Raw genomic sequence first — 24,778 nt, forward strand, 5'->3', positions numbered from 1 at the left:
GTCAGCGGCCCTCCCGGATTTCGCGACGCGAACGGCGACCGGCGACAAGCGCGTTGGCCCCGATGACGAGAAGAATGATCAGGAACGTGGTCCACGCGATCGCGGACGCCTTGCCGAGCGCGTAGTTGCTCCACCCGGTCTCGTACATGTAGAGCCCGATGGTCTGGTACTGGTGCGAGGCCCCGCCGCGCACGCCGATCGGGCCGCCCTGGAGCAGCAGCGGCTCGGCGAAGATCTGCATCGCGCCGATCGTCGAGACGACGACGGTGAACACGATCGTGGGCCGCAGTCCGGGGAGGGTCACGTGCCGGAACTGGTGCCAGGATCTCGCCCCGTCGAGCGCGGCGGCCTCGTAGCGATCGTGCGGAATGGCCTGCATCGCGGCGAGATAGATCAGCGCGTTGTAGCCGACCCAGCGCCAGGTGACGATGGTGGACACGGCGATCTGCGAGGTCCAGGTGCCGTTGTACCAGTCGACGTTGTCGACGCCGAACAGGCCCAGGAACCAGTTGACCATGCCGTAGTCCCGCCCGAACAAACCACCGAAGACCAGTGTCGCGGCGGCGACGGACGTCGCGTAGGGCATCAGGATCGCGACCCGGAAGAAGGTCCGCCCCCGCAACCGACGGTTGAGCAGGTGCGCCAGTCCGAGCGCCATGCACAACTGCGGCACGGTCGAGATCACGCCGATGGTGAAGGTGTTGCGCAGCGCCTTCCAGAAGAAGGGGTCGTGCCAGAGGTTGGTGTAGTTCTCCAGACCCAGCCACGTCATCTCATCCGGGTTCTGCAACCGGACGCGGTGCAGCGAGATGTAGCCGGTGTAGAGAAGCGGGAACAGCCCGAAGGCAACGAAGAGCACGAAGAAGGGCGCAACAAACCCATACGGAGCCGCCGCATCGACCCCCCGTCGCCAAACCTGACGGGACGTCGGAATGCCGGTGCCCGCCTGACAACGCGAGCCGGACCGGCCTCGGAACCCGGGCCAACGCGGGAACCGAGTCGCAGGAGCGGAAGGTGGTGGAGCCGCCATCGGGATCACTCCGGGCAGGGTGAGGTGGGTGAGCGGGCGTGGGGGCGGGGTGGATGTCGGGGACGGCGTGCGAGCGAACGAGCAGGACGGGCGTGGGACGGGCGGGCGTCGGGCCAGACGTGGGCGCGAGCGGTTGTCGAGCACGGGCGCGGGGCGGGCGGGCATCGGGGCGGACTCGCTTCTGAAGGAGCGTGCGGGCGGATGGCCTGACCGAGGAGGGGGCAGCCGGGCCGCCGAAGGAAGCAAACCTCGCAGCGGCTCCGACCCGGCGCACACTGGCGAGCGCCCCATCACCGACCCGCGATCCGACGCGAAGCCAACCGCCCACCCCAGCAAGGCGGTCGGCCACCCGATTCGGGGCGGGAATCGACCACCGGCTCGCCGTGGCGGTCGACCACCCGGCTCGGTGCGGGGAAGTCGACCACCGGCTCGGTGCCAAGGGGTGGCCACCGGCTCGGTGGCGAGTCGGTGGCCACCGGCCCGGGACGGGGGTCGGCCGCCGCTCGGAACGGGGGTCGGCCGCCGCTCGGTGCCGGCGTTCGTACCCGGCCTCGCCCCACACACGTCGCCCGACGCTGCTGCTGCCGCCGTCAGCTCGCTAGGGCGTTTCGGACCGCGTCGCGCGCCCGCTTCCACGCGTCGTCCGGCTTGACGCCCTGGGCCTCCACGGACGTCAACGCGGTCGTGATGTTGTCCTTGATGTCGTTGTGCCGAACCCCCGTGACCTGTACGGGCATCCGCTCCGCCGCCGTGCTGAAGATCGCGCCGATGGGCGCGTTGTTGAAGTAGGGATCCATCGTCGCCTTGACGCTTTCGATCGCCCCGGTCTTGGACGGGAAGTTCCCCTGCTTCCGGAACATCTTGGCCTGCTGCTCGGGCGCGGTCAGCCAGGCGACCAGTTCGGCCGCTTCCCTGTGGTGCTTGCCGCCCTTGGGGACGGCGAGGTACGAGCCGCCCCAGTTCCCCGTACCACCGGGCCCCGCGGCGACGTCCCACTTGCCCTTGCCCGCGTCACCGGCCTGGGTCTTGATGTACCCGATCATCCACGCCGGGCACGAGAGCGAGGCGAAGCCGTCGGCCGAGAACGCCTGGTTCCAATCGCTCTGGAACTGCTGCAACGCAGCCGAGAGTTTCCCGTCGGCGGCCTGCGCGGCCAGGTCCCACGCGTGCTTCACGGTCGGATTGGTGTCGTAGATCGGCTTGCCGGCCGCGTCGTAGTAGGACTCCTGCTGCTGCCCGATGATGGCGTTGTACAACCCGGTCACACTGTCCAGGTAATGCGTCTTCTTCGGCGCGTTCGCCTGGAACTGCCGCCCCAGCTCGACGTATCCCTCCCACGTCGACCATCGCCGCGCCAACTCCTCGCGATCGGTGGGCAGTCCGGCCGCCCGGAACAGATCGCTGCGATAGCAGATCGCCATCGGCCCGATGTCGGTCCCGGCCCCCAGCACCTTTCCATCGGCGGTGGTCGCCGCCTTGCTCTTCCACGGCAGGTACTCGGCATTGCCGCCCGCGAGGCCCAGCGAGTTCAGATCGACCCACTTGTCGGCCTGGTTCCGCACCACGTCGGCGATCCGCCCGACCTCGATGCCCTGGATGTCGTCGATCCCGCCCCCACCGGCGAGCCGCGTCTGCACGGTACGCCAGTAGTCCTCCTCCTTCTCGGTGTCGTGCTGAACGATCCTGACGCCCGGGTGCGTCTGCTGATACTCGGAGTACAACCCGGCCTCCTCGAAGCCGAACGTGCCGAACAGCCCGACGTTCAGGGTGACTTTGCCATCCCCCGAGCCGGACCCCCCGTCACTCCCGCACCCGGCGAGAACGGATCCGACCAACAGCGCGGTACACAGAGCGGACAGGGCCCTGACTCGACCACGAACGTAGCGCGTGCGCATGAAAAGACCTCCTGATGACCCTGCATCCGGGACGGCGATGGGCGAGGTACGTCGTGCGGCGGTACGAAACTGCGGCGGTGCGATCGCCCGAAGCGACCCGACACGAACGGCACGGCAACACGGAACACGCGCCATCGAAGCGGCCGGGCCCTACATCGTGAGAGCGCTCTCACAACGTGCTCAGGAGCTTGTCCTGCCCCATCACCCTTGTCAATACTTCGAAGGCCCCACACCCGCCCCGGGCCCACAAACCCCACCGAACACCCAGAAGCCCCGGACCACTTTCGTGATCCGGGGCTTCGGCAAGCGTGGGCGATACTGGGATCGAACCAGTGACCTCTTCGGTGTGAACGAAGCGCTCTCCCGCTGAGCTAATCGCCCGGGTGCAGGGAGAACATTACCGCATGGGTGGGGGCGGTTGTGACCGCCCTCCAGGGGTGGGGCGCGCGGGCCGCCCCGAGTGTGGGGCGGCGGCTCGCGCGGGTGGGGCGGGGGTCAGAACGGGAGGGCCATGCCGTATTTCCACAGGTACAGGGACACCGCGGCGGCGATCAGGAGCAGGCCGATCGCGAGCATGATCATGTTGCGGCGGCGGGTCCTGGGGTCGAGGGCGCGGGTGGCGGCCCTGGTGACCTTGTCCTTGGTCCACAGCAGCGTGCGCTGAGCCCAGACGAATTCGGTGCCCAGGACGGCGAGGCCGAGGAAGATGACCGCCCAGCCGGGACCGGGCAGCGGGAGCATGATGATGCCGCCCACGATGATCGCGAAGCCGATGATGGCGACGCCGATCTGCCAGGTCATGTGCAGCGGCTTGGAGCGCTTGATGAAGGCCGGCGCGCGGGAGCCGAATGGTTTCGCCTGGGGCGCCCCGGTGGTTGTGTCGTCCTTCGTCGCGCCCTCGGGTGCCGCCGCTCCCGCCGGGTCGTCCCCGTCGGCGGTGGGCTCCCCCGCGGCGTGCGCGTTGTTCTCCGCGACCCCCGTGTCCATCGTCCGTCTTCCTCTCTCGTCGTACCGGCCGTCGTCCACCGGATGCCTCCTTCGCCCGGGGCCGGCGCCGACCTCGGCCCGGCCTGGCTTGACAACGCTACAAGGGGGCAGAGGTTCGGTGCAGACCTTGCGGTCGGGGACCGACCCGGGCGGGTCGCTCCGAGCGATCGGAGCGACCCGATCCGATCGCCTGTTCCCTTCCGGAAATCATGCGGGCGAACGTTACACCTCCGCATCGCTCTTAAGGAGTACCCAGACGCCCGTATATCGGGCAGAGACGTTTACAAGAGGTCCGCAGGTGGGATGTTGCGAACGCCGACGTGCGAATCCCCGAGCGCACACTGAGCGAAAGGCCATGGCGCTTATGAACACCACGGTCAGCTGTGAGCTGCACCTGCGCCTCGTCGTCTCGAGCGAGTCCTCATTGCCGGTCCCCGCGGGACTGCGCTACGACTCTTCGGACCCGTACGCCGTGCATGCGACCTTCCACACGGGTGCCGATGAGACGGTCGACTGGGTCTTCGCCCGCGACCTTCTCGCCGACGGGCTGCGTCAGCCCTCCGGCACCGGCGATGTTCGTGTGTGGCCCTCTCGGAGCCACGGACAGAGCATCGTCTGCATCGCCCTCAGTTCTCCGGAGGGCGAGGCCCTGCTCGAAGCGCCCGCACGGGCCTTGGAGTCGTTCCTGAAGCGTACGAACGCTGCCGTGGCCCCCGGCAACGAGCACCGCTTCTTCGATCTCGACCGGGAGCTGTCGCAGATCCTCGCCGAGAACTGAGCTCGGCCACGGCGGGCACGCCCCTGTCCGCGGCGCCGGGTCCACACGTCAGCGCTCCGCCGCACCCATCGTCCACACGGTGGGGGCGGCGGAGCGTTTTCACGTCCTTGGCCGGCGGACGGCCACGCCGACGACCCGGACCGCCCGCCCGGCAGGCGGGCGAACGGTCGGACGAGCGGGCGGACGAACGGGCCGGTGATCCGAATACGCTTCCGATCCGGGCTCGCCACAAAGAAAGCGCGCATTCGAACACATTTTCCGGCACGGCGCGCGCCGCATAGGTCCGACTCGGGCCGGACTATCCCCCCGCATAGGCATCGCGTCGACGCGGTCACAACCGCATGGGAATGCGTTCACATTCACCGTCCCCGACCGCTCCCGTTGTGCGCGGACACGGATTAGCACCTCACGCTGACCCGCGGTAACCGACGGTATCCCAGGAAATCCGCAAATCGGGATTCCCCGACTTCAGATCCCGCGCCTGCGCAGCAGTTCCTCGATCTCCGCGAACTCGTCGTCGCCCCCGCTCGCGCGCGAGGATCGCCGCGAGCGCGGCGCGGCGGCCGGCTTCGGCTGCCGGCCGCGCGGCGGCGCGCCGCCCGAACCGCCCGCCCCCGCCACCGGACCGCCGCCGCCGAGCAGCGCCGACAGGTCGAGGTCGGACGAGGTGGTGGACGCCGTGCCGCTCGACTCCGTGGACTTCTTCTTTCCGCCGACCATGCGGGTGATCATCAGCAGGATCACGGCGAACGCGAGGATCGCGACGCCGCCCCACGCCTTGAGGCCGAAGGCGAGGTCGGTCGCCCAGTCGGCCACGGCGCTGCCCACCCGGCGGCTCAGCGTGGCCAGGCCGGTCAGGTACAGGCCGATCGGGAACAGCGCCGCGGCGGTCCACCGCGTCGCGTTCAGGAAACGTCGTTGGCGAGCCCTTTGTACCGCGATGACCAGGCCCAGGCCCGTCAGCGCCATGCACAACGCGCCGGTCACCACATCTGCGCCGGACATGCGCTCGGCCTCCTCGTTCGAAAGCTGCGAAGCTTCGTTGTCGGTCGGCGTCGATCGGAATCGGTCGACGGCCGTTGCCGTCCTGCGTCCATCGTGGCCGTCTCGCTCCGCGAACACCACGATCGACCGTCGGTTCGGTACTCGGGGAGGACACCGACCGACTCATCTCCTCCCCGTGGAGTAGACCCAGGATCAGGGATGTTCCCCACTTCTCACAGGATGGGTTTCCCCCAATAACGCGTACGCGGCGCGAATCGAGCCCCGGTGAGCACCTTCGTGAGCTCCGGGGTCCGGGCCTCGTCGGGCAGATCGATGGCCAACTCGGGCAGCCCCCGGGTGGCCGTCACGTGGCCGGCGGCGCGCAGGAGCGTCGCGGCGGCCTCCGGGTTGCGCGCGGTCAGGGCCAGGACGACGCCGTGCGCCACCCACACCGCCGCGCCGTCGCCCAGCGTGTACGGGGCGGGGGCGGTGGGGTGGTCGAGGCGGGCGTGCGCGCGGGCCCGGGCGGCGGGTTCGGACCACCCCGCCGCGCGCAACGTCGTCGCGCTGCGGTGCAGTTCCGCGGCGCACCACGCCTCGCGTTCGTCGGTGTCCATCATCCGCACCCCGTGCGGCAGGCCGGTGGCGCGCACCGGGGCCACCAGTCGGGTGCTGTCGGGCGCGTAGCCCAGGGCCGAGACCAGGCCGGTGGCCGCGCGGTTGCCCTCGGGTACCGCGGCGGCCATCCGGGTACAGCGCCGCCCGCGCATGATCTCCTCGGCCGCGAGCATCGCCACGCACCCGTGCCCTCGGCGGCGGCGCGACGGCAGCACCTGGATGTGCAGGATCCATCCGGTGCCGGCGCCCCACGGGCCGAGCGGGGTCAGGTGTACGCCGCCGACGGATCGGCCGTTGGCGCAGATCGAGTACACACCGTCCCGGCCCGGTCCGGCCGGTCGCAAAGTGGTGGTCATCGCGTCCCCCCGCCTTCCCGATGTCGCGCCCCGTCATCGGCAGTGCTGCCCGCGCGCGGACCCGGTCAACCTGCGCCGGAGCGCCGACCACGAGATCACGGGCGCGGATCGGGACGACCGGCGTATCGGCTTGGACGGGGGCGGGCGGGCCGACGTCCGGTCAGGGGTCGATGTCGGCGGCGGCGCGGGCGGTGAAGATCTCCATGGCCTTGCGGGTGAGCGGGCCGGGCGCGGTGCGGGTGTGCTCGTCGATCCGGTGCACCGCCTGGATGTCGCGCAGCGAGGAGGTCAGGAACACCTCCTCCGCGTCGACGAGCGCGGTCAGCGGCAGGTCGACCTCCTCGGCGCCGACCCACTCCAGGACCAGTGCGCGCGAGACGCCGGCCAGGCAGCCGGCCGACAGCGGCGGGGTGGCCAGGCGGCCGTCGAGGACCACGAACACGTTGGAGCCGGTGCCCTCGCACAGGTTGCCCGCGGTGTTCGCGAACAGTGCCTCGCTCGCGCCGTGCCGGGCGGCGTGGCCGAGCATCACCACGTTGTCGGCGTAGCTGGTGGTCTTGAGCCCGGTGGTCGGCGCGTTCTCGTTGCGGGTCCACGGGACGGTGACCACGGCGGTGCTCTCGCCGCGGGGTTTGGCCGGGGCGAGGGCGACCACCAGGGTCGGCGCCGCTTGGCCGCGCTCGGAGCCCAGCGGCGAGCGGCCGCCCGTGTAGGTGATCCGCAGTCGGGCGATGCCCGGCAGCGGGTTGGCCGCCAACACCTCGGCGCACGCGTGGCGCAGCAGGTCGTGGTCGGGGTCGGGCAGCCCGAGGCCGCGCGCGGAGCGGGTCAGCCGGGCCAGGTGCCGGGTCGTCGCGAAGGCCTGTCCGCCGCGCGCCTTCAGCGTTTCGAAGACGCCGTCGCCGACGGTCAGCCCGTGGTCGTCCACGCGGACCACCGCGTGTTCGTCGTCCACGAGGCGGTCGTTCAACCAGATCCTGCTCATGCGCCCTCCGAGGTGTCCGCGGGGTTGTGTACGACGCGATCCCGCGCGGCCCGATCCTGCCCGGTCTCGGGACCGGATGGGTATCCGGGGGCGGCCGGCGCCGCGGACCGCGGGCGCTCGCCGGGGCGCTCCGTGGCAGTCGCGCGCTCGCGGGCGCCGATGTGCTCCGGGCTCGCGGGGTGTTCCCGGCCGCCGGCGTCCGCCGAGGCCGGCGAGTGCTGCGCCGCGGCGTTTGGCCGGTGGTCGGCCCCGACCGGCTCCGCCGGGTACTCCCCCGTCGCCACCGCGAGCAGGTTGCGCGCCTTGAGGCGGGTCTCCTCCCACTCGCGCTGCGGGTCGGAGTCGTAGGTGATGCCGGCGCCGGTGCCGAAGCACAGTCGGCCGTCGCGGACGAAGAAGCTGCGTATGCCCACCGCGAGCGAGCCCTCGCGGCGGTCCGCGTCCACCCAGCCGATCGCGCCGCAGTAGGGGCCGCGCGGGACCGGTTCCAGTTCCCCGATGATGCGCAGCGCGCTGCTCTTGGGGGCGCCGCTGACCGAGCCCGGCGGGAACGTCGCGGCGAACAGTTCGGGCCAGCCGACGCCGGGGGCCAGCGTGCCGGCGACGGTGGAGACCAGGTGGACCAGGCCCGGGTGCCGTTCGACCACGCACAGTCCGGGCACGGTGACCGAGCCGATCGCGGCGGCGCGGCCCAGGTCGTTGCGGACCAGGTCGACGATCATCACGTTCTCGGCGTAATCCTTGGGCAGCAGGTCGGCCTCGGTCCGGCCGGTGCCCTTGATCGGGCCGGAGCTGATCCGGTCGCCGACGCGGTGCAGGTACAGCTCCGGCGAGGCGCACGCGACGTGTACGCCGTGCTCGGGCAGTCGGATCACCCCGGCGTACGGGGCGGGGTTGCCCAGCGCGAGCCGGCCCGCCAGGCCGACGATGTCGGCGCCGGCGGGCAGCGGGGCGCTGAGCATGCGGCACAGGTTGACCTGGTACACGTCGCCGGCGGCGATGTACTCGCGGATCCGGCGCACCCCCGAGCGGTACGCGTCGGCGCCGAGCGAGTCGGTCCACGTGTGGGCGGGCGGCCCGGTCCACGGGGCGGCGGGCAGCGGGGCCGGGCGCACGTGGTCGAAGCGGGCGCAGATCGGGTCGCCCTCGAAGTCGGCGACCACGGCCCAGAAGCCGTGCGAGTCCAGGGCTGCCGGGTCGCGGGTGACATCCCGCAGTCCGGTGGCCAAGCGCCCGCCGAGGTGGGCGATGGGGGGAGGCTGGCTCACGTGTTCGTTCCGGGGTCGCGACCGCGGCACCTGCTTGAGGATCGGCGCGCGGGTCAGGTCGCCATTGTAGAAGGCGGCCGATCGGCTCGGGTGGCCCGGGCGGCCGGCGTCGGCCGCCGCGAGCGCCCCCCGTACGCCGGTGCGACGCGCCCGGAAGTGCCCTGAATCGATTCTCCGTTCCCGTGTGGCGCTCGGGCACGGCATGATGCGGCACGGGTGGATGGAACCCGGCGCCCCCGAGACCGGCGACCACCCCTCCCGGTCGGTTCGTCCGACCCGTCGAAGTCTCCACCGCATCACGCGATCGAAGGACGTTCATCCGTGCACTGTTCCGCCTGCGACACCTGGTCTACGCGGGCCGACCGCTGTTCGTACTGCGGCGCCGTTCCGGCCGCCGCGCCGCAGCAGGCCGGCGCCGTGTCGGCCCCCGTGGTCACCGGGTCGACCGCGGCCCCGGCGGCGCCCGCGGCGCCCATGCCGCCGGATCCGTACGCTCCGCCCGCACCCGCGCCCACCGGGGTGTATCCCACCGGTGTTTATCCGGGTGCCTATCCGCCCGCGCCGGGTGCCTTCGCGCCGCAGGCGCCCTACGGCATGCCGGGGGCGTATCCGGCCTCGCCTTTCGGGGGCTGGATGCCGCAGCCGTTCCGCTCGTTGCGCGGGCTCGCCGTGACGTTGTACATCCTGCTGCCGCTGTCGGCGGTGTTCGCGGGGTTGTGCGCGGCGGCGTTCTTCCACCGGGCCGACGTGCTCGGGCAGATCGTCGACGCCGGCGACCTCGGTGTCACGGACTCGCTGCGCACCAGGGCCGAGGACTCGGACTCGCTGGTGGCGGCGGCGATCACGTTCCTGGTGCTGTCGATGATCGCGACGGCGGTGCTGTTCATCATCTGGATGTATCGGGCCCGTGCCAACGTGGACCTGTTCGGCCCGTCGAAGCAGCACCTGTCCACCGGGTGGGCGGTCGGCGGTTGGCTGGTGCCGGTGGTGAGCCTGTGGTTCCCGAAGCTGATCCTGCACGACGTGTGGCGTGCGAGCGACCCTCGGACCGCCGAGCGCGGCGGTCGTACGCCGGGGCGGCTGGCGCTGTTGTGGACCTGGTGGGTGCTGCTGGTCGGCGCTTCGGTGTTGTTCTTCGCGAGTCGGCTGTCCTACCCGCTGGGTGACGACATCGAGTTGTCGGACGCCGATCGGCTGAAGACCATCGACGTCCTGTCGGGGGCCGCGGACATCGTGTTGATCCTTGCGGCGGTCGCGGCGATCCTCGTGGTCCGGAAGATCACCACGTTCCAGCACGAGCGCGAGGCGCTGGCGTTCGCGTCGGGGCTGGTGCCGGCTCCGGGAGCGGCGGGCGGTTTCCCGGCGGGGGCGCCGACGCCGTGGGCGGCCTATCCGGCGCAGGCGCCGACCGGGCAGTACTTCGCTCCGCCGGTGCCGACCGCGCCCGGCGCGTTCGCTCCGCCGGTGCAGGCCGCGCTCGGCGCGCCGCCGGTCCCGCAGGCCCCGGTGGAGGGTGCGACGGTCGCTCCCGCGACTCCGGCCGAGCCGACGCCGGCCGCGTCCGCGCCTGTCACGGCCACGCCGGCGGTCGCCCCGCCGCCGCGCCCTGCGGCGCCGCCGACGGCGGGGACCGAGGCTCCCGCCGCCACGTTGGCCGACACAGCCGAGCCGAGCGACGCGGCCGAATCGGCAGAAGCGGCGCCGGCCGACGAGATCGGCACGGTCGAAGCGGCCCCAACGGTCGTACCGGCTGCGGAAGCCGAGTCGATCGAAGCCGCGACAGCGGTCGTGCCGGCCGCTGAGGGCGAGTCGATCGAAGCGGCCACCACAGTCGTGCCGGCTGCCGAGATCGGATCGGCTGATGCAGCGACAGCCGTCGCACCGGATGCGGCGGTCGAAGCAGCGACGGCCATTGTCCCCGCCGTAGACGTCGAGCCGGCCGGTGCGGCGACAGCCGTTGTCCCGGCTGCGGAAGCCGAGTCGGACGAGGCGGCGACAGCCGTCGTGCCGGCCGCAGAGGGCACGTCGATCGAAGCGGCCACCACAGTCGTGCCGGCCGCCGAGGTTGAATCGGCTGATGCAGCGACAGCCGTCGCACCGGATGCGGCGGTCGAAGCAGCGACGGCCATTGTCCCCGCCGTGGACGTCGAGCCGGTCGGTGCGGCGACAGCCGTTGTCCCGGCTGCGGAAGCCGAGTCGGACGAGGCGGCGACAGCCGTCGTGCCGGGCGTGGATGTGGAGGGGGCTGCTGTGGGGGTGCCGGCCGGGTCCGTTTTGCTGGATAAGTCGAGTGCGGGCAGGTCCGAACCGCGGCAGGTTCCCGCTCAGTCGCCGGTCGCGGCGGTCGAGCGCGCGGGGGCGGATGAGGTGCCGGCTTCCTCGGTTGCGGTCGATGCCGAAGCGGCGACCTCCGGGGAGCGCCGCGGGTGACCTCGGGACGCTCGGCGCTCGCGCGATGGAGTGCGAGGTCCGGCCACCGGCCGCACGGCGGCTGAACATCTGCCGTCGGGATGGCGGACGGGTGGCGTCGTGACGGCGGCCCGATGCGCCGGTCGGGTCCCCGTCGGCGCTCGCCGAAGGCCGGTTCGAACCCTCTCGGTTCGGGCCGGCCTCGGTCGTTTTCGCAGGTTGCGCGGGTCGCGCGGCGGGGTGCGCGGGGAATCGGTTTTTGTGATGGCCCTCGGATCCGCTAAAGTTCTCAACGTCACCGGGGCGCGGAAACGCAACCCGGCCCGACAGGCGGACGTGGCTCAGTTGGTAGAGCATCACCTTGCCAAGGTGAGGGTCGCGAGTTCGAATCTCGTCGTCCGCTCGGAAGAAGTAGAGGAATGTGGTGGGCAACCACTATGGTTCCTTCACTTGGTGGAGTGGCCGAGAGGCGAGGCAACGGCCTGCAAAGCCGTCTACACGGGTTCAAATCCCGTCTCCACCTCCAAGAGAACCCGGGCCTGGTGCCGAGGGTGATCTGCCCGCGCGATTAGCTCAGCGGGAGAGCGCTTCCCTGACACGGAAGAGGTCACTGGTTCAATCCCAGTATCGCGCACGCTGCACAACCGTCGTACCGCTACATCACCCGCGCGATTAGCTCAGCGGGAGAGCGCTTCCCTGACACGGAAGAGGTCACTGGTTCAATCCCAGTATCGCGCACGGGCAGTATCGAAGGGCCGGAGGATCTCGATCCTCCGGCCCTTCGGCTTACCTCGGCGGATGTTCGTGCGGCGGGCTCGGTACGAAGTCGGGCGCGGCCAGCCGGGCCAGTCGCTCGCGCGTCGCCTCGCCCTGGGGCACGTAGACGCTCATCCGCTGGCCCGGTGAGGTGGCGAGGTCGGTGGGCATCCCCCGGACGTGCAGGAGCCCGACGTCGCGGTGGCGGAAGAGTTTGGTGCGGGTGCGGGTGAGCGAGACCGGATGGGCCGCCCAGGCCGTCGCGAACTCGGGACTGGCGGCGGTCAGTTCGTCGACGAACGCGGTCCACAGCGGATCGCCGACGTTGCGCGCGTAGCTGCCGCGCAACACGCCGACCACGCCTTCGCACGCCTGCCGCCACTCGTGGAAGGGGTTGCAGCACGCGGGTCGGGTGAACAACTCCCAGATCAGATTGCGCCGCTCCCTCGGTGCTGCCACCAGGCTCGGGAACATCCGGGCGTAGAGCGCGTTGTGGGCCAGTACGTCGTAGCGGCCGTTCAGCACCACCGCCGGCAGCGTGGCGAAGTCGTCGAGGACGGTCTGGGTGTCCGAGTCGACCTCGTCCTCGGCGCGCAGCGTGGCCAGGCTGGGTATGCAGGCCAGCCGCTTGACGTGTTCGTACTCGACGCAGTCGAGCCGCAGCGTGCGGGCGATGCCGCCGATGACCTGGGCGCTGACGTTGATCGGGCGGCCCTGTTCGAGCCAGGTGTACCAGGTCACGCCGACGCCGGACAGTTGTGCGACCTCCTCGCGGCGCAGCCCGGGCGTGCGGCGCCGGCGGCCGGCGGGCAGACCGACCTGCTCCGGGCTGATCCGCTCGCGTCGGCTGCGCAGGAAGGCGCCCAACTCGGCCCGGGAGGCGGCGCGTTCGGGGCGGACGTATTGTGGCGCGGCCCGCCCGGTAGTGGCGGTCGGAGCCGGCCGGCTCGGCGGGTCGATCCGTTGCGGGGCGGCCGGGCGGTGGGTGGCGTCGGTGCGCGGGCTGCCGGTCATCGACCCATCCTGCGCCGATCGTCGCCTCGATTGCCAGGTGCCTGGTGATACCGGGATAACCAGGCTACTGGTCCGGGTACCCGGCGGCGGGCAGAGTCGCTGCCATGAACGATACGGATGTGAAGTCGGGTGGTGGCGCCCGGCACGGGGACGGGGAGCGGGTGGCCACGTCGGCGGTCGGGGTCGTGGAGTCGACCGCTCCCGACGAAGGAGGCTTCCAGGCGGCGAAGGGCCGCCGGGAGGGCGGGAATCGGGTCGGGGGCGCGGGCACGCTGCTGCTCGTAGTGCTGGTGGCCGGGCAGTTCATGGCGGTGCTCGACTCCTCGATCGTCAATGTGGCGGCTCCGGTGATGCGTTCGGACCTGCATACGTCGGGCGCCGGGCTGCAGTGGGTGATCGCGGGCTACACGATCGTGTACGCGATGTTGTTGATCACCGGGTCGCGGCTGGGCGCGATCTTCGGGTACGGGCGGGCGTACCTGGCCGGGCTCGCATTGTTCACGGTGGCGTCGCTGGCCTGTGGGCTGGCCGGTTCCACCGGGGAGTTGGTGGCGTTCCGGTGCCTCCAGGGCGCGGGGGCCGCGTTGTTGGTGCCGCAGGTGTTGACGCTGATCCAGCGCCGGTTCGAGGGACGGCGGCGAGCCGCGGCGATGGGGCTGTACCAGACCGCGATAGCCGGCGGCGCGGTCGTCGGGCAGATCGTCGGCGGGGTGCTGGTCGACGCGGATCTGTGGGGCACGAGCTGGCGGCCGGTGTTCCTGGTCAACGTGCCGATGGGGGTGCTGTTGCTCGTGGTCGGGTGGCGTGCGCTGGGCGGCGACCGGCCGGGACCGGACGAGCGCACGGGCTGGGGTCGGCTGGACGTGCCGGGTGTACTGGTGCTGGCGCCGGCGATGTTGGCCCTGGTGGTGCCGCTGGTGATGGGGCACGAGCAGGGCTGGCCGGTGTGGGGGTGGCTGGTGCTCGCCGCCGGGCTGGCCGGGATGGGCGCGTTCGCCGTGGTGGAGCGCCGGGTGTCGGCGCGCGGCGGGTCGCCGTTGGTGCCGGGCGCGGTGTTGCGCTCCCCCGGGCTGCTGTCCGGCGGGATCATGCTGCTGGTCGGGGTGGCGAGCTACAACGGGTTCCTGTTCACCCTCGCGCTGCACCTGCAGTCGGGGCTCGGCGACAGTCCGCTGCGGGCCGGGCTGACGTACGTGCCGTGCGCGATCGGGTTCGCCGTCTCCGGGTTGTGGTGGGGGCGGTTGCCCGAGCGGATTCGCGCGCACCTGGGATATCTGGGCTTCGCGCTGGTGTCCGTGTCGTATGTGGGCATGGCGGCCTCGGTGCACGGCGGGCGGGACGGCGGCGTGGCGCTCGCGGTCGGCCTGGCCGGGATGGGCCTGGGTCAGGGCGCGGTGCTCGGGCCGCTGATGGCGAGCGCGCTGGGGCGGGTCCGGCCCGAGCACGCGGGTGACGCGAGTGGGGTACTGGTCACGCTGATGCAGTTCGGCGGCGTGGTGGGGGTGGCCACGTTCGGCACCATGTTCCTGTCCACGACGGGCGCCGGCGCGCATGCCTCGGCGCACGCGGCGGTGCTCACCTTCGTGGTGCTGGCCGTGGCGAACCTGGGCGTGGCGCTGTGGGTCGGCCTCGGCATGGTGCGCAGGCGGGCGGGTCGGCTCGGGTGAGCCGGCGGTGTGCCGGTACCCGATCGTGCGTGCGCCGGACGGACCCGGTCGGATCCGTCCGGCGCACGCACGAGGGTCAGTCGTTCTCGGGCCAGCGTCTGCCCGCGGCGCGGCGGGCCTCCTGTTCGGGTGAGGTTTCCGTTCGCGCGGCCGTTCCGGTTCCGGTCGCGGCGGGCTCCCGGGGCGCCTCGGCGCCGGCGGCGCGCTCCGCCTCCTCGGCGGCCTTCGCCTCCAGGCCGGACATGGTGCGCAGAGGTACTTCCTTGATGAAGAAGACCAGGACGAACGCCACCGCCATGACGCACGCCGCGATCAGGAACACCAGGTGCATCGCCTCGGAGAAGCCCTCCTTGAACGGCGCGGCCAATCTCGGGTCGAGGTGCTGGATGAACGACGAGTCGCTGAGCACTCCGGAGCCCTGCGCGCCGCCCGGGCCGGGATTGCGGACCATCTCGATCACCGGCCCGTTGGCCGGATCGGCGAGCACGGCGGGGTCGGAGAGCGCGGCCTTGAACGCGGGCGTCTGCGCGTCGCGGGTGAACGCCTTGGCGATCTCCCCGGAGACGTTGCTGAACAGCACGGACAGGAACACCGCGGTACCGGCGGTGGCGCCCATTTGCCGGAAGAAGGTGGCCGCCGAGGTGGCCACGCCCATGTCCCGGGGCGGTACCGCGTTCTGCACCACCAGGATCAGCGTCTGCATGCACTGACCGAGGCCGATGCCGAGCAGGACCATGAACATGCTGGTGGTCACGAGGGAGGTGCCGGCGTCGACGTAGAGCGCGAACAGGCCCATCGCTATCGCCGCGATGCCGGTGCCGAGGATCGGGAAGATCTTGTACCGGCCGGTCTTGGAGGTGATCTGGCCGGACAGGATGGACGAGCCCATCATGCCGACCATGACCGGGATCATCAGCAGGCCGGCCTTGGTCGGGCTGGCGCCCTTGACGATCTGGAAGTACTGCGGGATCAGCATGAACCCGCCGAACATCGCCATGCCGAAGATGACGCCGATGAGCGACGCCAGACTGAAGATGCGGTCGGAGAACAGGCGCATCGGGATCAGCGCGTCCTCGCCCATGCGGCGCTCGACGAGGATCCAGCTGACCACGCCGACGGCGCCGATCAGGTAGCAGGCGAGCGAGACTCCCGAACCCCAGCCCCATTCGCGGCCCTGCTCGGCGACGATCAGCAGCGGGACCACGCCCATGGCCAGGGTGATCGCGCCGAACCAGTCGATCCGGTGCGGCCGGCGGGTGTGCGGGATGCGCAGCACCTTGCCGACCACGAGCAGCGCGACCACGCCGACGGGCACGTTGACCAGGAAGACCCAGCGCCAGCCCGCGATGCCCAGGATCTCGTCCTGGCCCGCGAAGAATCCGCCGACCAGCGGTCCGAGCACGCTGGAGGTGCCGAAGACGGCGAGGAAGTAGCCCTGGTAGCGGGCACGTTCGCGGGGCGCCACGACGTCGCCGATGATCGCGAAGGCGAGCGACATCAGGCCGCCGGCGCCGAGGCCCTGGAGGGCGCGGAAGCCGGCCAGCTCGTACATCGAGGTGGAGAACGTACAGGCGGCCGAGCCGACCACGAAGATCGTGATGGCCGCGAGGTAGAACGGTCGCCGGCCGTACAGGTCGGAGAGCTTGCCGTAGAGCGGCGTGGCGATCGTCGAGGTGATGAGGTAGGCGGTGGTCGCCCACGCCTGTTGGCTGAGCCCGTGCAGGTCGTCGGAGATGGTGCGGATCGCGGTGGAGACGATCGTCTGGTCGAGCGCGGCGAGGAACATGCCGGCCATCAGGCCGTACATGATCGTCATGATCTGGCGATGGGTGAGGCCGCTGTCTTCCGCTGCCGGCTGCGGCCGGACCTGCGGTTGCGTGTCGGTCATGCGGTGGGGCCTTCCGGCGCGCCCGGCGCGGCGTCGCGCGCCGGTGCCTGTTCGCGTTCGAGGTCGTCGTTGAAGCGGGCCAGGAGATGCACGAACGTCCGGCGTTCGTCGGCGGACCAGTCGCGGGTGACCCGATCCAGCTCGGCCTGGCGGCGGCTGCGGTACACCTCGAACGCCTGCTCGCCGGCGTCGGTCGCGGCGAGGAGCGTGCCGCGACCGTCGTTGGGGTCCGGGCGGCGCTCGACGAGACCGCGCTGGACCAGCGAGGCGATCTGTCGGCTGACCGTGGACACGTCCAGGTAGGTCATCGCGGCCAGGTCGGTGACCCGGCGGGGCCCCTCGATGACCAGATAGGCCAGCAGCAGCCGGTCTCCCCCGTCGGGAATCGGACCGCTTTCGGCGCGACTGCGCGCCTTGGCCGCGGCCGAGAGCCGCATGAGACGCGCGATTTCGCGTCCCAGTTCGTCGGGTGCGCGGCCGGCTGTCGGCTCGTCACACGGTGTCGTCGCGGTATCGATGACCGCCCCCCTTGTCGCTCGCCGTGCGTTATCTGCATGGCTCAACCAACAATACCGCGATTCACCGCCGGGACCGATTCGGCAGGCGCGGCGCGGCGCGGCGCGCGGGAGCGCGGGGGCGGGGTGGGGGGCGGCGCTCGGGGGCGCGGGGGCGGGGTGGGGGCGGCGCTCGGGGGCGCGGGGGCGGGGTGGGGGGCGGCGCTCGGGGGCGCGGGGGCGGGGCGGGGCGGGGCGCGCGGCGCGGCCGGACGCGAGGCGCGCGCGGCGGGAGGTACGGCGGAACACAAGGCGCGGCACGGGGCGGGTGCGAAGTGGGCCGGATGCGGGGCGGGGCGCGGACGCGGGCGGCCGGAAGCAAAGCACGGCGCGGGGCGCGCCGGGACGCGAGGCGCGGCACGGGGCGGTGTGGGACGCGGCGTCGGGCGCGGCGCGGCCTCGGGCGTGGGACGCGGCGTGGCGTCAGGCGTGGAACGCGGCGTGACGTCAGGCGTCAGGCGTCGGGCATAGGACGCGGCGGGGGGCGCGGCGCGCGGCGCGGGGCGCGGCGTCGGACGTGGGACGCAGCGTGGCGCGGCGCGGCGTCGGGCGTGGGACGCGGCGTGACGCGGCGCGGCGCGGCGTCGGGCGTGGGACGCGGCGTGGGACGCGGCGTGGCGTCGGGCGTCAGGCGTCGGGCATAGGACGTCGGGCGCGGCGTCGGCCGTGGCGTCGGGCGTGGGACGCGGCGTGGCGTCAGGCGTCAGGCGTCAGGCATAGGACGTCGGGCGCGGCGTCGGGCGTAGGACGTGGAACGCGGCGCGGGGCGGGGTGCGGCACGGCACGGGGCGGCGCGGGGCGGGGCGGCGCGGGGCGGCGCGGGGCGGGGCGGGGCGGGGTGCGGCGCGGGGCGGGGCGGGGCGGGGCGGGGTGCGGCGCGGGGCGGGGCGGGGCGGGGCGGGGCGGGGCGCGGCACGGAGCACGGCGGAACACGAGGCAGGACGAGAGGTGCGGGGCGGGGGGATTGGGTGGTGCCGGGGGTTGGCTGTTTGGCGGGCTGTGGGGCGGCTTCGGGGGGCGGGGACCGGGGGCGCGGTGCTTGCGCGTTCGGGCGGCGGGAGGTCCGCGTTCCAGCCGCTGGGCCGGGCGTCGGGCCGGGCTTGCCGCTGCGGTCTGTGGTTGTGACGCCAACTCGGCTGTGGATGCGGCGAGTTCGCGGATCGGGTCGAGCGCCGGTCACGCAGGGCACGGGGGGCCGGCTCCGCGTTCCGCGAATCGGAGCGTACTCGATCGTTCGCGCATCGTGATCGGATCGGGGTCGCCTCGGGCCGACGTCAAGTCGACGAGACTTCACGCGGCACTCGAAGCGGGCGCGTGACGAGCGGCACGGGACTCGACCCATGCTTATCTGACTGCCCGTCAGCTATGGTGACGAGGTGCCTGCCTCGCGACTATTGGGCACTCGTGCGAGGTGCCCTGTCGGCACCGCGCCGAGGGTCCGGGTGCCGGGGCCGGCCGCACGGCTGCAGCAGGCTCGGCCGGCCGGCCGACCGCGCGGCACACGTACGACCGCACGACAGGGAGTGAGTGACCATGCGCTTGGGCGAGGTGGCAGGCGCCGACCTGCAACGCTTCGGAAAACCGCTCGACGGGATCCGGGTCCTGGCCATCGAACAGATGCAGGCGCTCCCCTACGCCACCCAGATGCTGGCCCGCCTGGGCGCCGAGGTGGTCAAGATCGAGTCGCCGGGCATCGGCGAGTCCGGGCGCGCCGCGCTGCCGATGATGAGCGATCCGCTCGGCCGCAGCGTCGGCGTCACCTTCCTGCGCAACAACCTCGGCAAGCGCAGCGTGACCGTCGACCTCAAGCATCCCGAGGGCCGCGAGATAGTGCTGCGCCTGGCCGAGAAGGCGGACATCGTCTGCGAGAACTTCAAGCCCGGTACGGCCGGCCGGCTCGGCCTCGGCTTCGAGGACATCGCCGCCGTCAATCCCCGCGCGATCTACCTGTCGGTGTCCGGCTTCGGCAACACCACCGAGTCGCCCTACGCCTCCTGGCCCGCGTATGCCCCGGTCGCCGAGGGCATGGCCGGCCTGTACGACTTCAAACGGGACCCGAACACGGCGCCCGTGGTGTCCCCGCTCGGCGCGCTCGGCGACTCCGGCTCGGCGCTGTTCGCGGTGATCGGGGTGCTCGCCGCGCTGCGCCACCGCGACGCCACCGGCGTCGGCCAGTACGTGGACATCTCCATGTTCGACGCCATGGTCGCGCTCAACGACGCGGGCATCAGCTACTGGTCGATGGGCCTCAAGGACCCGGGCCTGGCCCCGCTGATCAACCACTCGTTCCGGGCCTTCGACGGCTACTTCCTGATCCAGTGCGCCCGTCCCCACATGTTCGCGGCAATGGCCGACCTCGTCGGGAAGCCGGAATGGCGCACCGACCCCCGGCTGAGCGGGCCGCAGGCGTGGTTCGACCACATCGAGGACATCCTGCGCCCCGGCATCGAGGAGTGGGCCGCGGACAAGTCGCGCCTACAGGCGTGCGCGGCGCTGAGCGGCGTCGGGGTCGCGTCGGGACCGGTGTACAACCCGGGCGACGTGATCGACGACGAGCACGTCCGCAATCGCCACATGCTCGTCGAGATGGAGCGCACCGACGGGGAGCCGGCGCCGATCCTGTCCCCGGGCAACCCGGTCAAGCTCTCCCGCGTCGCCGAGGGCCCGGAGAGCCGGGTGCCGTGGGTGGGCGAGCACACCGCCGAGGTCCTGGGCACCGAACTGGGCATGTCCCGCGAGGAGATCGAGCGACTCGCGGCCGCCGGGGCGATCGGGCTGGAGACGCCGTAGCCGACGGCCCGACCCACCGACCACCGCGGCGGCGCCCCGGACACCCGGCGCCGCCAAGGCACCACGCAGCAGCCGAACAACCAGACATCCCCAGAACCCCAGAAACCCAGCAACGCGACGAACCCGAGTGGAACGAGGCGGAAGCGGAGAAATGACGACTGACGGAACCGCAGTTTCGACGGGACGCGGCATCCTCGGATACGGGGCCTACCTGCCCTACCGGCGCCTCGACCGCAAGACCATCGCCGCCGTGGCCGGCACCGGGGGCGGCAAGGGCACCCGTACGGTCGCGTCCTTCGACGAGGACACCACCACCCTGGCCGTGGAGGCCGCCCGCAACACGCTGCGCGCCACGCCCGGGGCCGACCCGCGCGCCCTGCTGTTCGCCACGGTCGCCCCCGCGTACACGGACCGCACCAACGCGACGGCGATCCACGCGGCGCTGCGCCTGGACGGCTCGGTGCCGGCGATGGACGCCGGCGGCTCGGTGCGCTCCGCGGCCGGGCTGCTCCGGCTCGCCCTGACCGGCGCCGACAGCGCGCTCGTGGTCGGCGCGGACATCCGGGTCGGCCTGCCCGGCAGCCCCGACGAGGCGGCCGGCGGGGACGGCGCCTCCGCGCTCCTGGTCGGCGGCCCCGCCGACGGCCCGGTCCTGGCCGAGTATCTGGGCGGCGGCGCCGCCACGGCCGAGTTCGTCGACCGCTGGCGCACCCCCGGCGACGTGCGGTCGAAACTGTGGGAGGAGAAGTTCGGCGAGAACAACTACCTCGCCGCGGGCCGCCGGGCCTGGACCGACGCGCTCAAGGCGACCGGGCTGACCGCGGAGCAGGTCGACCACGCGGTGGTCGCCGGCCTGCACGGGCGCGCGGTCGCCGGCCTCGGCCGCCGACTCGGGCTGCGCGAGGGGGCGCTCGGCGACGACCTCTCGGGCACCGTCGGCAACACCGGCGCGGCGCACCCGGGCCTGCTGCTGGCAGCCACGCTGGAGACCGCCGCCCCGGGCGCGGTGATCGCTCTGGTCGTGCTGTCCGACGGCGCCGACGTGTTCCTCTTCCGCGCCGGCGACGCGCTCGCGGCCTATCGGCCCACCCGCACGGTCGCCGAGCAGATCGCGGGCGGCGCGCCGCTGCCGTACGGGAAGTACCTGGCCTGGCGCGGGCTGCTGCCGGTCGAGCCGCCGCGCCGACCCGAGCCCGCGCGTACCTCTTCCTCGGCCGCGGTGCGCTCGGTGGACTGGAAGTACGGCTTCGTCGGCGCCCGGGACCGGGAGAGCGGCGCGGTGCACCTGCCGCCGCAGCGGGTGTCGATGACCGGTGGCAACGTGGACGACATGGAGCCGGTGCCCACCGCCGATGTGCTCGGCACGGTCAAGACGTTCACCGTGGACCGGATGGCCTACTCCCCCAGCCCGCCCGTGGTGTTCGCCGTCGTGGACTTCGACAACGGCGGCCGACTGCCGATCGAGTTGACCGACATGGACGCGAGCGAGGTCGCCATCGGGGACCGGGTAGAGCCGACGTTTCGCCGGCTGGGCACCGCCGACGGGATCCACAACTACTTCTGGAAGGCCCGCCCCGTGCGGACCGCCCGAGCCGCCGAGGAGGCATAGGCATGGGATCGCACGGCATCAAGGACCGCGTCGCCATCATCGGGATGGGCTGCACACCCTTCGTCGAGCACTGGGACCGGGGCACCGACGACCTCCTGATCGAGGCGACCGCCGAGGCGTTCGCCGACGCGGGCGTGCGCAAGGAGCAGGTCGACGCGTACTGGCTGGGCACCGCGCAGTCGGGCATGTCCGGGTTGACCCTGGCCAAGCCGTTGCAGCTCCAGGGCAAGCCGGTCACGCGCGTGGAGAACATGTGCGCGACCGGGTCGGACGCGCTGCGCCAGGCCGCCTACGCGGTGGCGTCCGGCGCGTACGACGTGGCCATGGCGGTGGGCGTCGAGAAGGTCAAGGACGGCGGATTCCAGGGGCTGAACGCCTTCCCGATCCCCGGCGACGGCACCGCCCGCACCCTCACCGCGGCGGCGATGTTCTCGATGGTGGTGCCCGCGTACGGCGAGAAGTACGGCGTCTCCGAGGGCGAGATGCGCGAGGTGTTGTCGCACATCGCGGCGAAGAACCACTACAACGGCGCGCGCAACCCGCGCGCGCAGTTCCGCAAGGAGATCGCCGCCGAAAAGATCTCCGCGATGCCCAAACTCGCCGGGCAGCTGGGCGTGTTCGACTGCGCGGGCGTCGCGGACGGCGCGGCGGCGGCGATCGTGGTCCGGGCCGAGGACGCGCACCTGTACACGGACAAGCCGCTGTACATCAAGGCGTTGTCCCTGGTGGCGGGCAACGGCTCGGGGGTGATCGACCCGGAGTACGACTACACCACGTTCCGGGAGATCGCCGCCTGCGCCGAGGACGCGTACCGCCAGGCTGGGATCACCGATCCGCGCGAAGAGTTGGCGATGGCCGAGGTGCACGACTGCTTCACGCCGACCGAGCTGGTCCTGATGGAGGACCTGCGGTTCGCCGATCGTGGTACCGCGTGGAAGGACGTGCTGGCGGGTGCGTTCGACCTGGACGGTCGGCTGCCGGTCAACCCGGACGGTGGGCTGAAGAGCTTCGGGCACCCGGTGGGCGCGTCCGGGTTGCGGATGATGTTCGAGGCGTGGCTGCAACTGCGCGGCGCGGCACCGGCGGAGCGGCGGATCCCGGCCGACGGGCGCAGGTTGGCGCTGACCCACAACCTGGGCGGGTATCCGGGCGACATGGTGTCGTTCATCTCGATCCTGGGGAGCGAGTTGGGCTGATCCGCGCGGCGGTGGGGCCGACGCTCCGGACCGGTGCTCGGCGTCGCGACACGCCGTGGTGTGCCGCCGCTGTTCGAATCCGGTCGGGTGGGGTGTCCGGTTCTGTTCGCGTGGCCCGCGAGGGGCTCGATCGTGGTCGTGATCGAGCCCCTTTCGCCATCTCCGGACAGCCGAAATGGGCAATCCATCACAAGCATGCCGGTTCCCATGGTTTCATCCGCGTCCGGGCCTTTGATGTGCGACAGTTCATTGCACCCCTGCCAGGTCATGTCCGGAGGAGCGCGAGCGGATGCGCGAACGGCCAGAACACCCCGTGGACGCCGCCGCCGTGGTGGATCCGTCCCAGTGGCGCGCGCACATCGGCCGGATGCGGGCCGAACTCGACGCCCTGCGGGGCGCATTCGGCCTCGGCGCGGGCCCGGGCGGCCGCCCGGGCCCGGGTCCGATCCTCGCGGGCGCGGATCCCGCGACCGGCGACGACGCGTATCGGCGCGGCCTGTTGTGCGATCTGCTCGCGTGCAGCCTCGGGCAGGCGGCGGAGTACCTGGCGCGCCTGAGTCTGGACACCGACGACCCCGAGCATCGGCAGGCGCACGATCCGGGGCTTGCGGCCTGCACACCGGCGCGCAGCGCGGTCCGACCGTCGGATGTCGGGCCGGCGGCGCCCTTCACCGCCGCCACCGCCTCGACGCCCTTCACGCTCGACGACGTCGAGGACGCCGCGCTGCCCTGGCGGCACCTGCGCCGGTTGTTCGTCGAGCCGGATCCGAGCGGCCTGCTGCCCGAGCAGCGCGCGACCTCGGCGCCGCGCGGGGCCGCGCCCGGCTCGGGTCCGGTGGCCAGCGCCGAATGGCATCTCGATCGCGACGACGTGCGCTGGTCTGCGGAGATGTACGCGCTGTTCGACCGGGACCGGGCGCTGGGACCGCTGCCGCTGGCGGCGTTGGCCGAGCACGCGGCGGCCGAGGACCGGGCGTTCGTCGCCGATCTGGTGCACGAACTGCTCGAACAGGCGAACGGCGTCGAGGGCGAGTTCCGGATCGTGCGCCGCGACGGCACCCGGGTGTCCGTGCAGTTCGTCGGCGAACCGGTCCTGGACGCCGACGGCACCCCGCACGCGATCTGGGCCCTGCTGCGCGACATCACCGAGCTCCGGCGCGCCCAGCAGGCGTTGACCGAGACGCGGGCGCAACTTCTGGCTCAGCGGCGGCTGTTGCGCTCGGAGCATCGCATCGCCGCCGAGTTGCAGCGGGTGGTGATGCCGTGGTGGACCCGGCCGATCGAGTTGCCCGGGATCGAGGTGGCCACCCGCTACTTCCCCGCCGAGCAGGACTCGAAGGTGGGCGGCGACTGGTACGACGCGCTCGCGCTGCCGGACGGGGACGTGCTGCTCGCGGTCGGCGACATGTCCGGGCACGGGGTCGCGGCGGCGTCCGGGATGACCACGCTGCGCGGTGCGCTCCAGGGGGTGGCGATGACCGGGGCGGGTCCCGCCGCGATGCTGGCGGCGCTGAATCGGATCGTGGTGCATACGCTGCCTGCGGACAAGGTGGCGACCGCCGTGTGTGCCCGATTCGCGCCGGCGACGCGGGTGTTGACGTGGGCGCAGGGTGGGCATCCGCCGCCGCTGCTGTATCGGGACGGGGTCGGGCGCGCGCTGGCGGCGCCGTTCGGGGTGTTGCTCGGCGCGTTGAACGAGCCGGAGTTCGTCGAGGACCGGATCGAACTGCGCTCCGGCGACGTGCTGTTGATCTTCACCGACGGGCTGGTCGAGCGACGCGGGCGCGGTACGGAGGAGGCGGTCCGCGCGCTCTTGGGCCTGGGGCCGCTGGTGCTCGGGGCGAGTGCGCGGACGTGCGTGGACGTGGTGCTCAGTCGACTGGGGCACACCCGGTACGAGGACGACGCGTGCGTGATGGCGATGTGTGTGCGGTGAGGGTGGATCGTCGGGGTCGGGCCGGTGTGCGGTGGTGGTCGATCGTCGGGGCGGTCGA

At 72.2% G+C, this 24,778-nt stretch carries 17 protein-coding genes, 5 tRNA genes and 1 pseudogene; 11 read left to right on the top strand and 12 right to left on the bottom strand.

Translation table 11 applies throughout. The features are described 5' to 3' along the window. Nucleotide 1: 1 nt before the first annotated feature. The 4 genes from B4N89_RS03855 to B4N89_RS03870 all read right to left on the bottom strand — a co-directional run bounded on the left by B4N89_RS03855 (nt 2) and on the right by B4N89_RS03870 (nt 3,912). Nucleotides 2-1,030, bottom strand: a complete 1,029-nt coding sequence (locus B4N89_RS03855; RefSeq protein ID WP_414646354.1) for a carbohydrate ABC transporter permease — start codon at nt 1,028-1,030, stop codon at nt 2-4. A 590-nt stretch (nt 1,031-1,620) separates the two neighbouring features. Then, nucleotides 1,621-2,925, bottom strand: a complete 1,305-nt coding sequence (locus B4N89_RS03860) for an extracellular solute-binding protein (protein ID WP_078974462.1) — start codon at nt 2,923-2,925, stop codon at nt 1,621-1,623. A 309-nt stretch (nt 2,926-3,234) separates the two neighbouring features. Further along, nucleotides 3,235-3,306: transfer RNA gene (locus B4N89_RS03865), tRNA-Val, on the bottom strand. Between the two features lie 114 nt (nt 3,307-3,420). Then, nucleotides 3,421-3,912 carry a TIGR02611 family protein gene (locus tag B4N89_RS03870; protein WP_078974463.1) on the bottom strand — a complete coding sequence of 164 codons (492 nt, stop codon included), beginning with the start codon at nt 3,910-3,912 and terminating at the stop codon, nt 3,421-3,423. 364 nt (nt 3,913-4,276) lie between these two features. On the opposite strand from B4N89_RS03870, the gene B4N89_RS03875 reads away from it, so the two are divergent. Continuing rightward, nucleotides 4,277-4,690, top strand: a complete 414-nt coding sequence (locus tag B4N89_RS03875) for an SsgA family sporulation/cell division regulator (protein WP_026218464.1) — start codon at nt 4,277-4,279, stop codon at nt 4,688-4,690. 468 nt (nt 4,691-5,158) lie between these two features. On the opposite strand, the gene B4N89_RS03880 is transcribed toward B4N89_RS03875, so the two are convergent. From B4N89_RS03880 to B4N89_RS49605, 5 genes and pseudogenes are all read right to left on the bottom strand, one after another. Beyond that, the gene (locus B4N89_RS03880; RefSeq protein ID WP_143657821.1) at nt 5,159-5,695 is read right to left on the bottom strand and encodes a hypothetical protein; all 537 of its coding nucleotides are present in this window, start codon (nt 5,693-5,695) and stop codon (nt 5,159-5,161) included. 212 nt (nt 5,696-5,907) lie between these two features. After that, nucleotides 5,908-6,648: a GNAT family N-acetyltransferase gene (locus B4N89_RS03885; RefSeq protein WP_078974465.1), complete on the bottom strand. Its 741-nt coding sequence runs from the start codon at nt 6,646-6,648 to the stop codon at nt 5,908-5,910. Nucleotides 6,649-6,808: 160 nt separating this feature from the next. Further along, complete coding sequence (locus tag B4N89_RS03890) at nt 6,809-7,633, bottom strand: aminotransferase class IV (protein WP_078974466.1); 825 nt, start codon at nt 7,631-7,633, stop codon at nt 6,809-6,811. 260 nt (nt 7,634-7,893) lie between these two features. After that, a pseudogene (locus B4N89_RS03895) lies at nt 7,894-8,883 on the bottom strand (chorismate-binding protein); the annotation flags it as partial. Nucleotides 8,884-9,488: 605 nt separating this feature from the next. Next, nucleotides 9,489-9,788: a hypothetical protein gene (locus B4N89_RS49605; RefSeq protein WP_201261029.1), complete on the bottom strand. Its 300-nt coding sequence runs from the start codon at nt 9,786-9,788 to the stop codon at nt 9,489-9,491. Here B4N89_RS49605 and B4N89_RS03905 point away from each other — a divergent pair. The 5 genes from B4N89_RS03905 (at nt 9,754) to B4N89_RS03925 (ending at nt 12,048) form a co-directional block, all read left to right on the top strand. Beyond that, a complete protein-coding gene (locus B4N89_RS03905; RefSeq protein WP_235618455.1) occupies nt 9,754-11,331 on the top strand; it encodes a DUF4328 domain-containing protein in 1,578 nt (525 codons plus the stop codon). The two genes, B4N89_RS49605 and B4N89_RS03905, sit on opposite strands and share 35 nt — an antisense overlap. A 309-nt stretch (nt 11,332-11,640) precedes the next feature. Then, a tRNA-Gly gene (locus B4N89_RS03910) sits at nt 11,641-11,713 on the top strand. A 49-nt stretch (nt 11,714-11,762) separates the two neighbouring features. Next, a tRNA-Cys gene (locus B4N89_RS03915) sits at nt 11,763-11,836 on the top strand. A 36-nt stretch (nt 11,837-11,872) separates the two neighbouring features. After that, nucleotides 11,873-11,944: transfer RNA gene (locus B4N89_RS03920), tRNA-Val, on the top strand. Nucleotides 11,945-11,976: 32 nt separating this feature from the next. After that, nucleotides 11,977-12,048 (top strand) — tRNA-Val (locus tag B4N89_RS03925). Between the two features lie 48 nt (nt 12,049-12,096). Here the strand turns inward: B4N89_RS03925 and B4N89_RS03930 are convergent. Beyond that, nucleotides 12,097-13,080, bottom strand: coding sequence for a helix-turn-helix transcriptional regulator (locus B4N89_RS03930; protein WP_078974469.1), 984 nt, complete (start codon nt 13,078-13,080; stop codon nt 12,097-12,099). Nucleotides 13,081-13,184: 104 nt separating this feature from the next. Between B4N89_RS03930 and B4N89_RS03935 the strand changes: the two genes are divergently transcribed. Then, nucleotides 13,185-14,747: an MFS transporter gene (locus B4N89_RS03935; protein WP_078974470.1), complete on the top strand. Its 1,563-nt coding sequence runs from the start codon at nt 13,185-13,187 to the stop codon at nt 14,745-14,747. A 76-nt stretch (nt 14,748-14,823) separates the two neighbouring features. Here B4N89_RS03935 and B4N89_RS03940 read toward each other — a convergent pair whose 3' ends face one another. Then, nucleotides 14,824-16,635, bottom strand: coding sequence for an MDR family MFS transporter (locus B4N89_RS03940; protein ID WP_101896988.1), 1,812 nt, complete (start codon nt 16,633-16,635; stop codon nt 14,824-14,826). Then, nucleotides 16,632-17,072, bottom strand: a complete 441-nt coding sequence (locus tag B4N89_RS03945; RefSeq protein ID WP_235618456.1) for a MarR family winged helix-turn-helix transcriptional regulator — start codon at nt 17,070-17,072, stop codon at nt 16,632-16,634. The genes B4N89_RS03940 and B4N89_RS03945 overlap by 4 nt, the downstream gene beginning before the upstream one ends. Before the next feature lie 1,650 nt (nt 17,073-18,722). On the opposite strand from B4N89_RS03945, the gene B4N89_RS03955 reads away from it, so the two are divergent. The 4 genes from B4N89_RS03955 (at nt 18,723) to B4N89_RS03970 (ending at nt 24,720) form a co-directional block, all read left to right on the top strand. Then, on the top strand, nt 18,723-19,979 hold the full coding sequence (locus tag B4N89_RS03955; RefSeq protein ID WP_235618457.1) for a CaiB/BaiF CoA transferase family protein: 1,257 nt from the start codon (nt 18,723-18,725) through the stop codon (nt 19,977-19,979). A 151-nt stretch (nt 19,980-20,130) separates the two neighbouring features. Next, nucleotides 20,131-21,588: an OB-fold domain-containing protein gene (locus tag B4N89_RS03960; protein ID WP_078974474.1), complete on the top strand. Its 1,458-nt coding sequence runs from the start codon at nt 20,131-20,133 to the stop codon at nt 21,586-21,588. Nucleotides 21,589-21,590: 2 nt separating this feature from the next. Continuing rightward, on the top strand, nt 21,591-22,784 hold the full coding sequence (locus tag B4N89_RS03965) for an acetyl-CoA acetyltransferase (protein ID WP_078974475.1): 1,194 nt from the start codon (nt 21,591-21,593) through the stop codon (nt 22,782-22,784). A 289-nt stretch (nt 22,785-23,073) separates the two neighbouring features. Continuing rightward, a complete protein-coding gene (locus B4N89_RS03970; RefSeq protein ID WP_078974476.1) occupies nt 23,074-24,720 on the top strand; it encodes a PP2C family protein-serine/threonine phosphatase in 1,647 nt (548 codons plus the stop codon). The last annotated feature ends 58 nt before the right edge of the window (nt 24,721-24,778 follow it).

Origin of the sequence: Embleya scabrispora (genome assembly GCF_002024165.1) — a bacterium.
Lineage (GTDB): Bacteria > Actinomycetota > Actinomycetes > Streptomycetales > Streptomycetaceae > Embleya > Embleya scabrispora_A.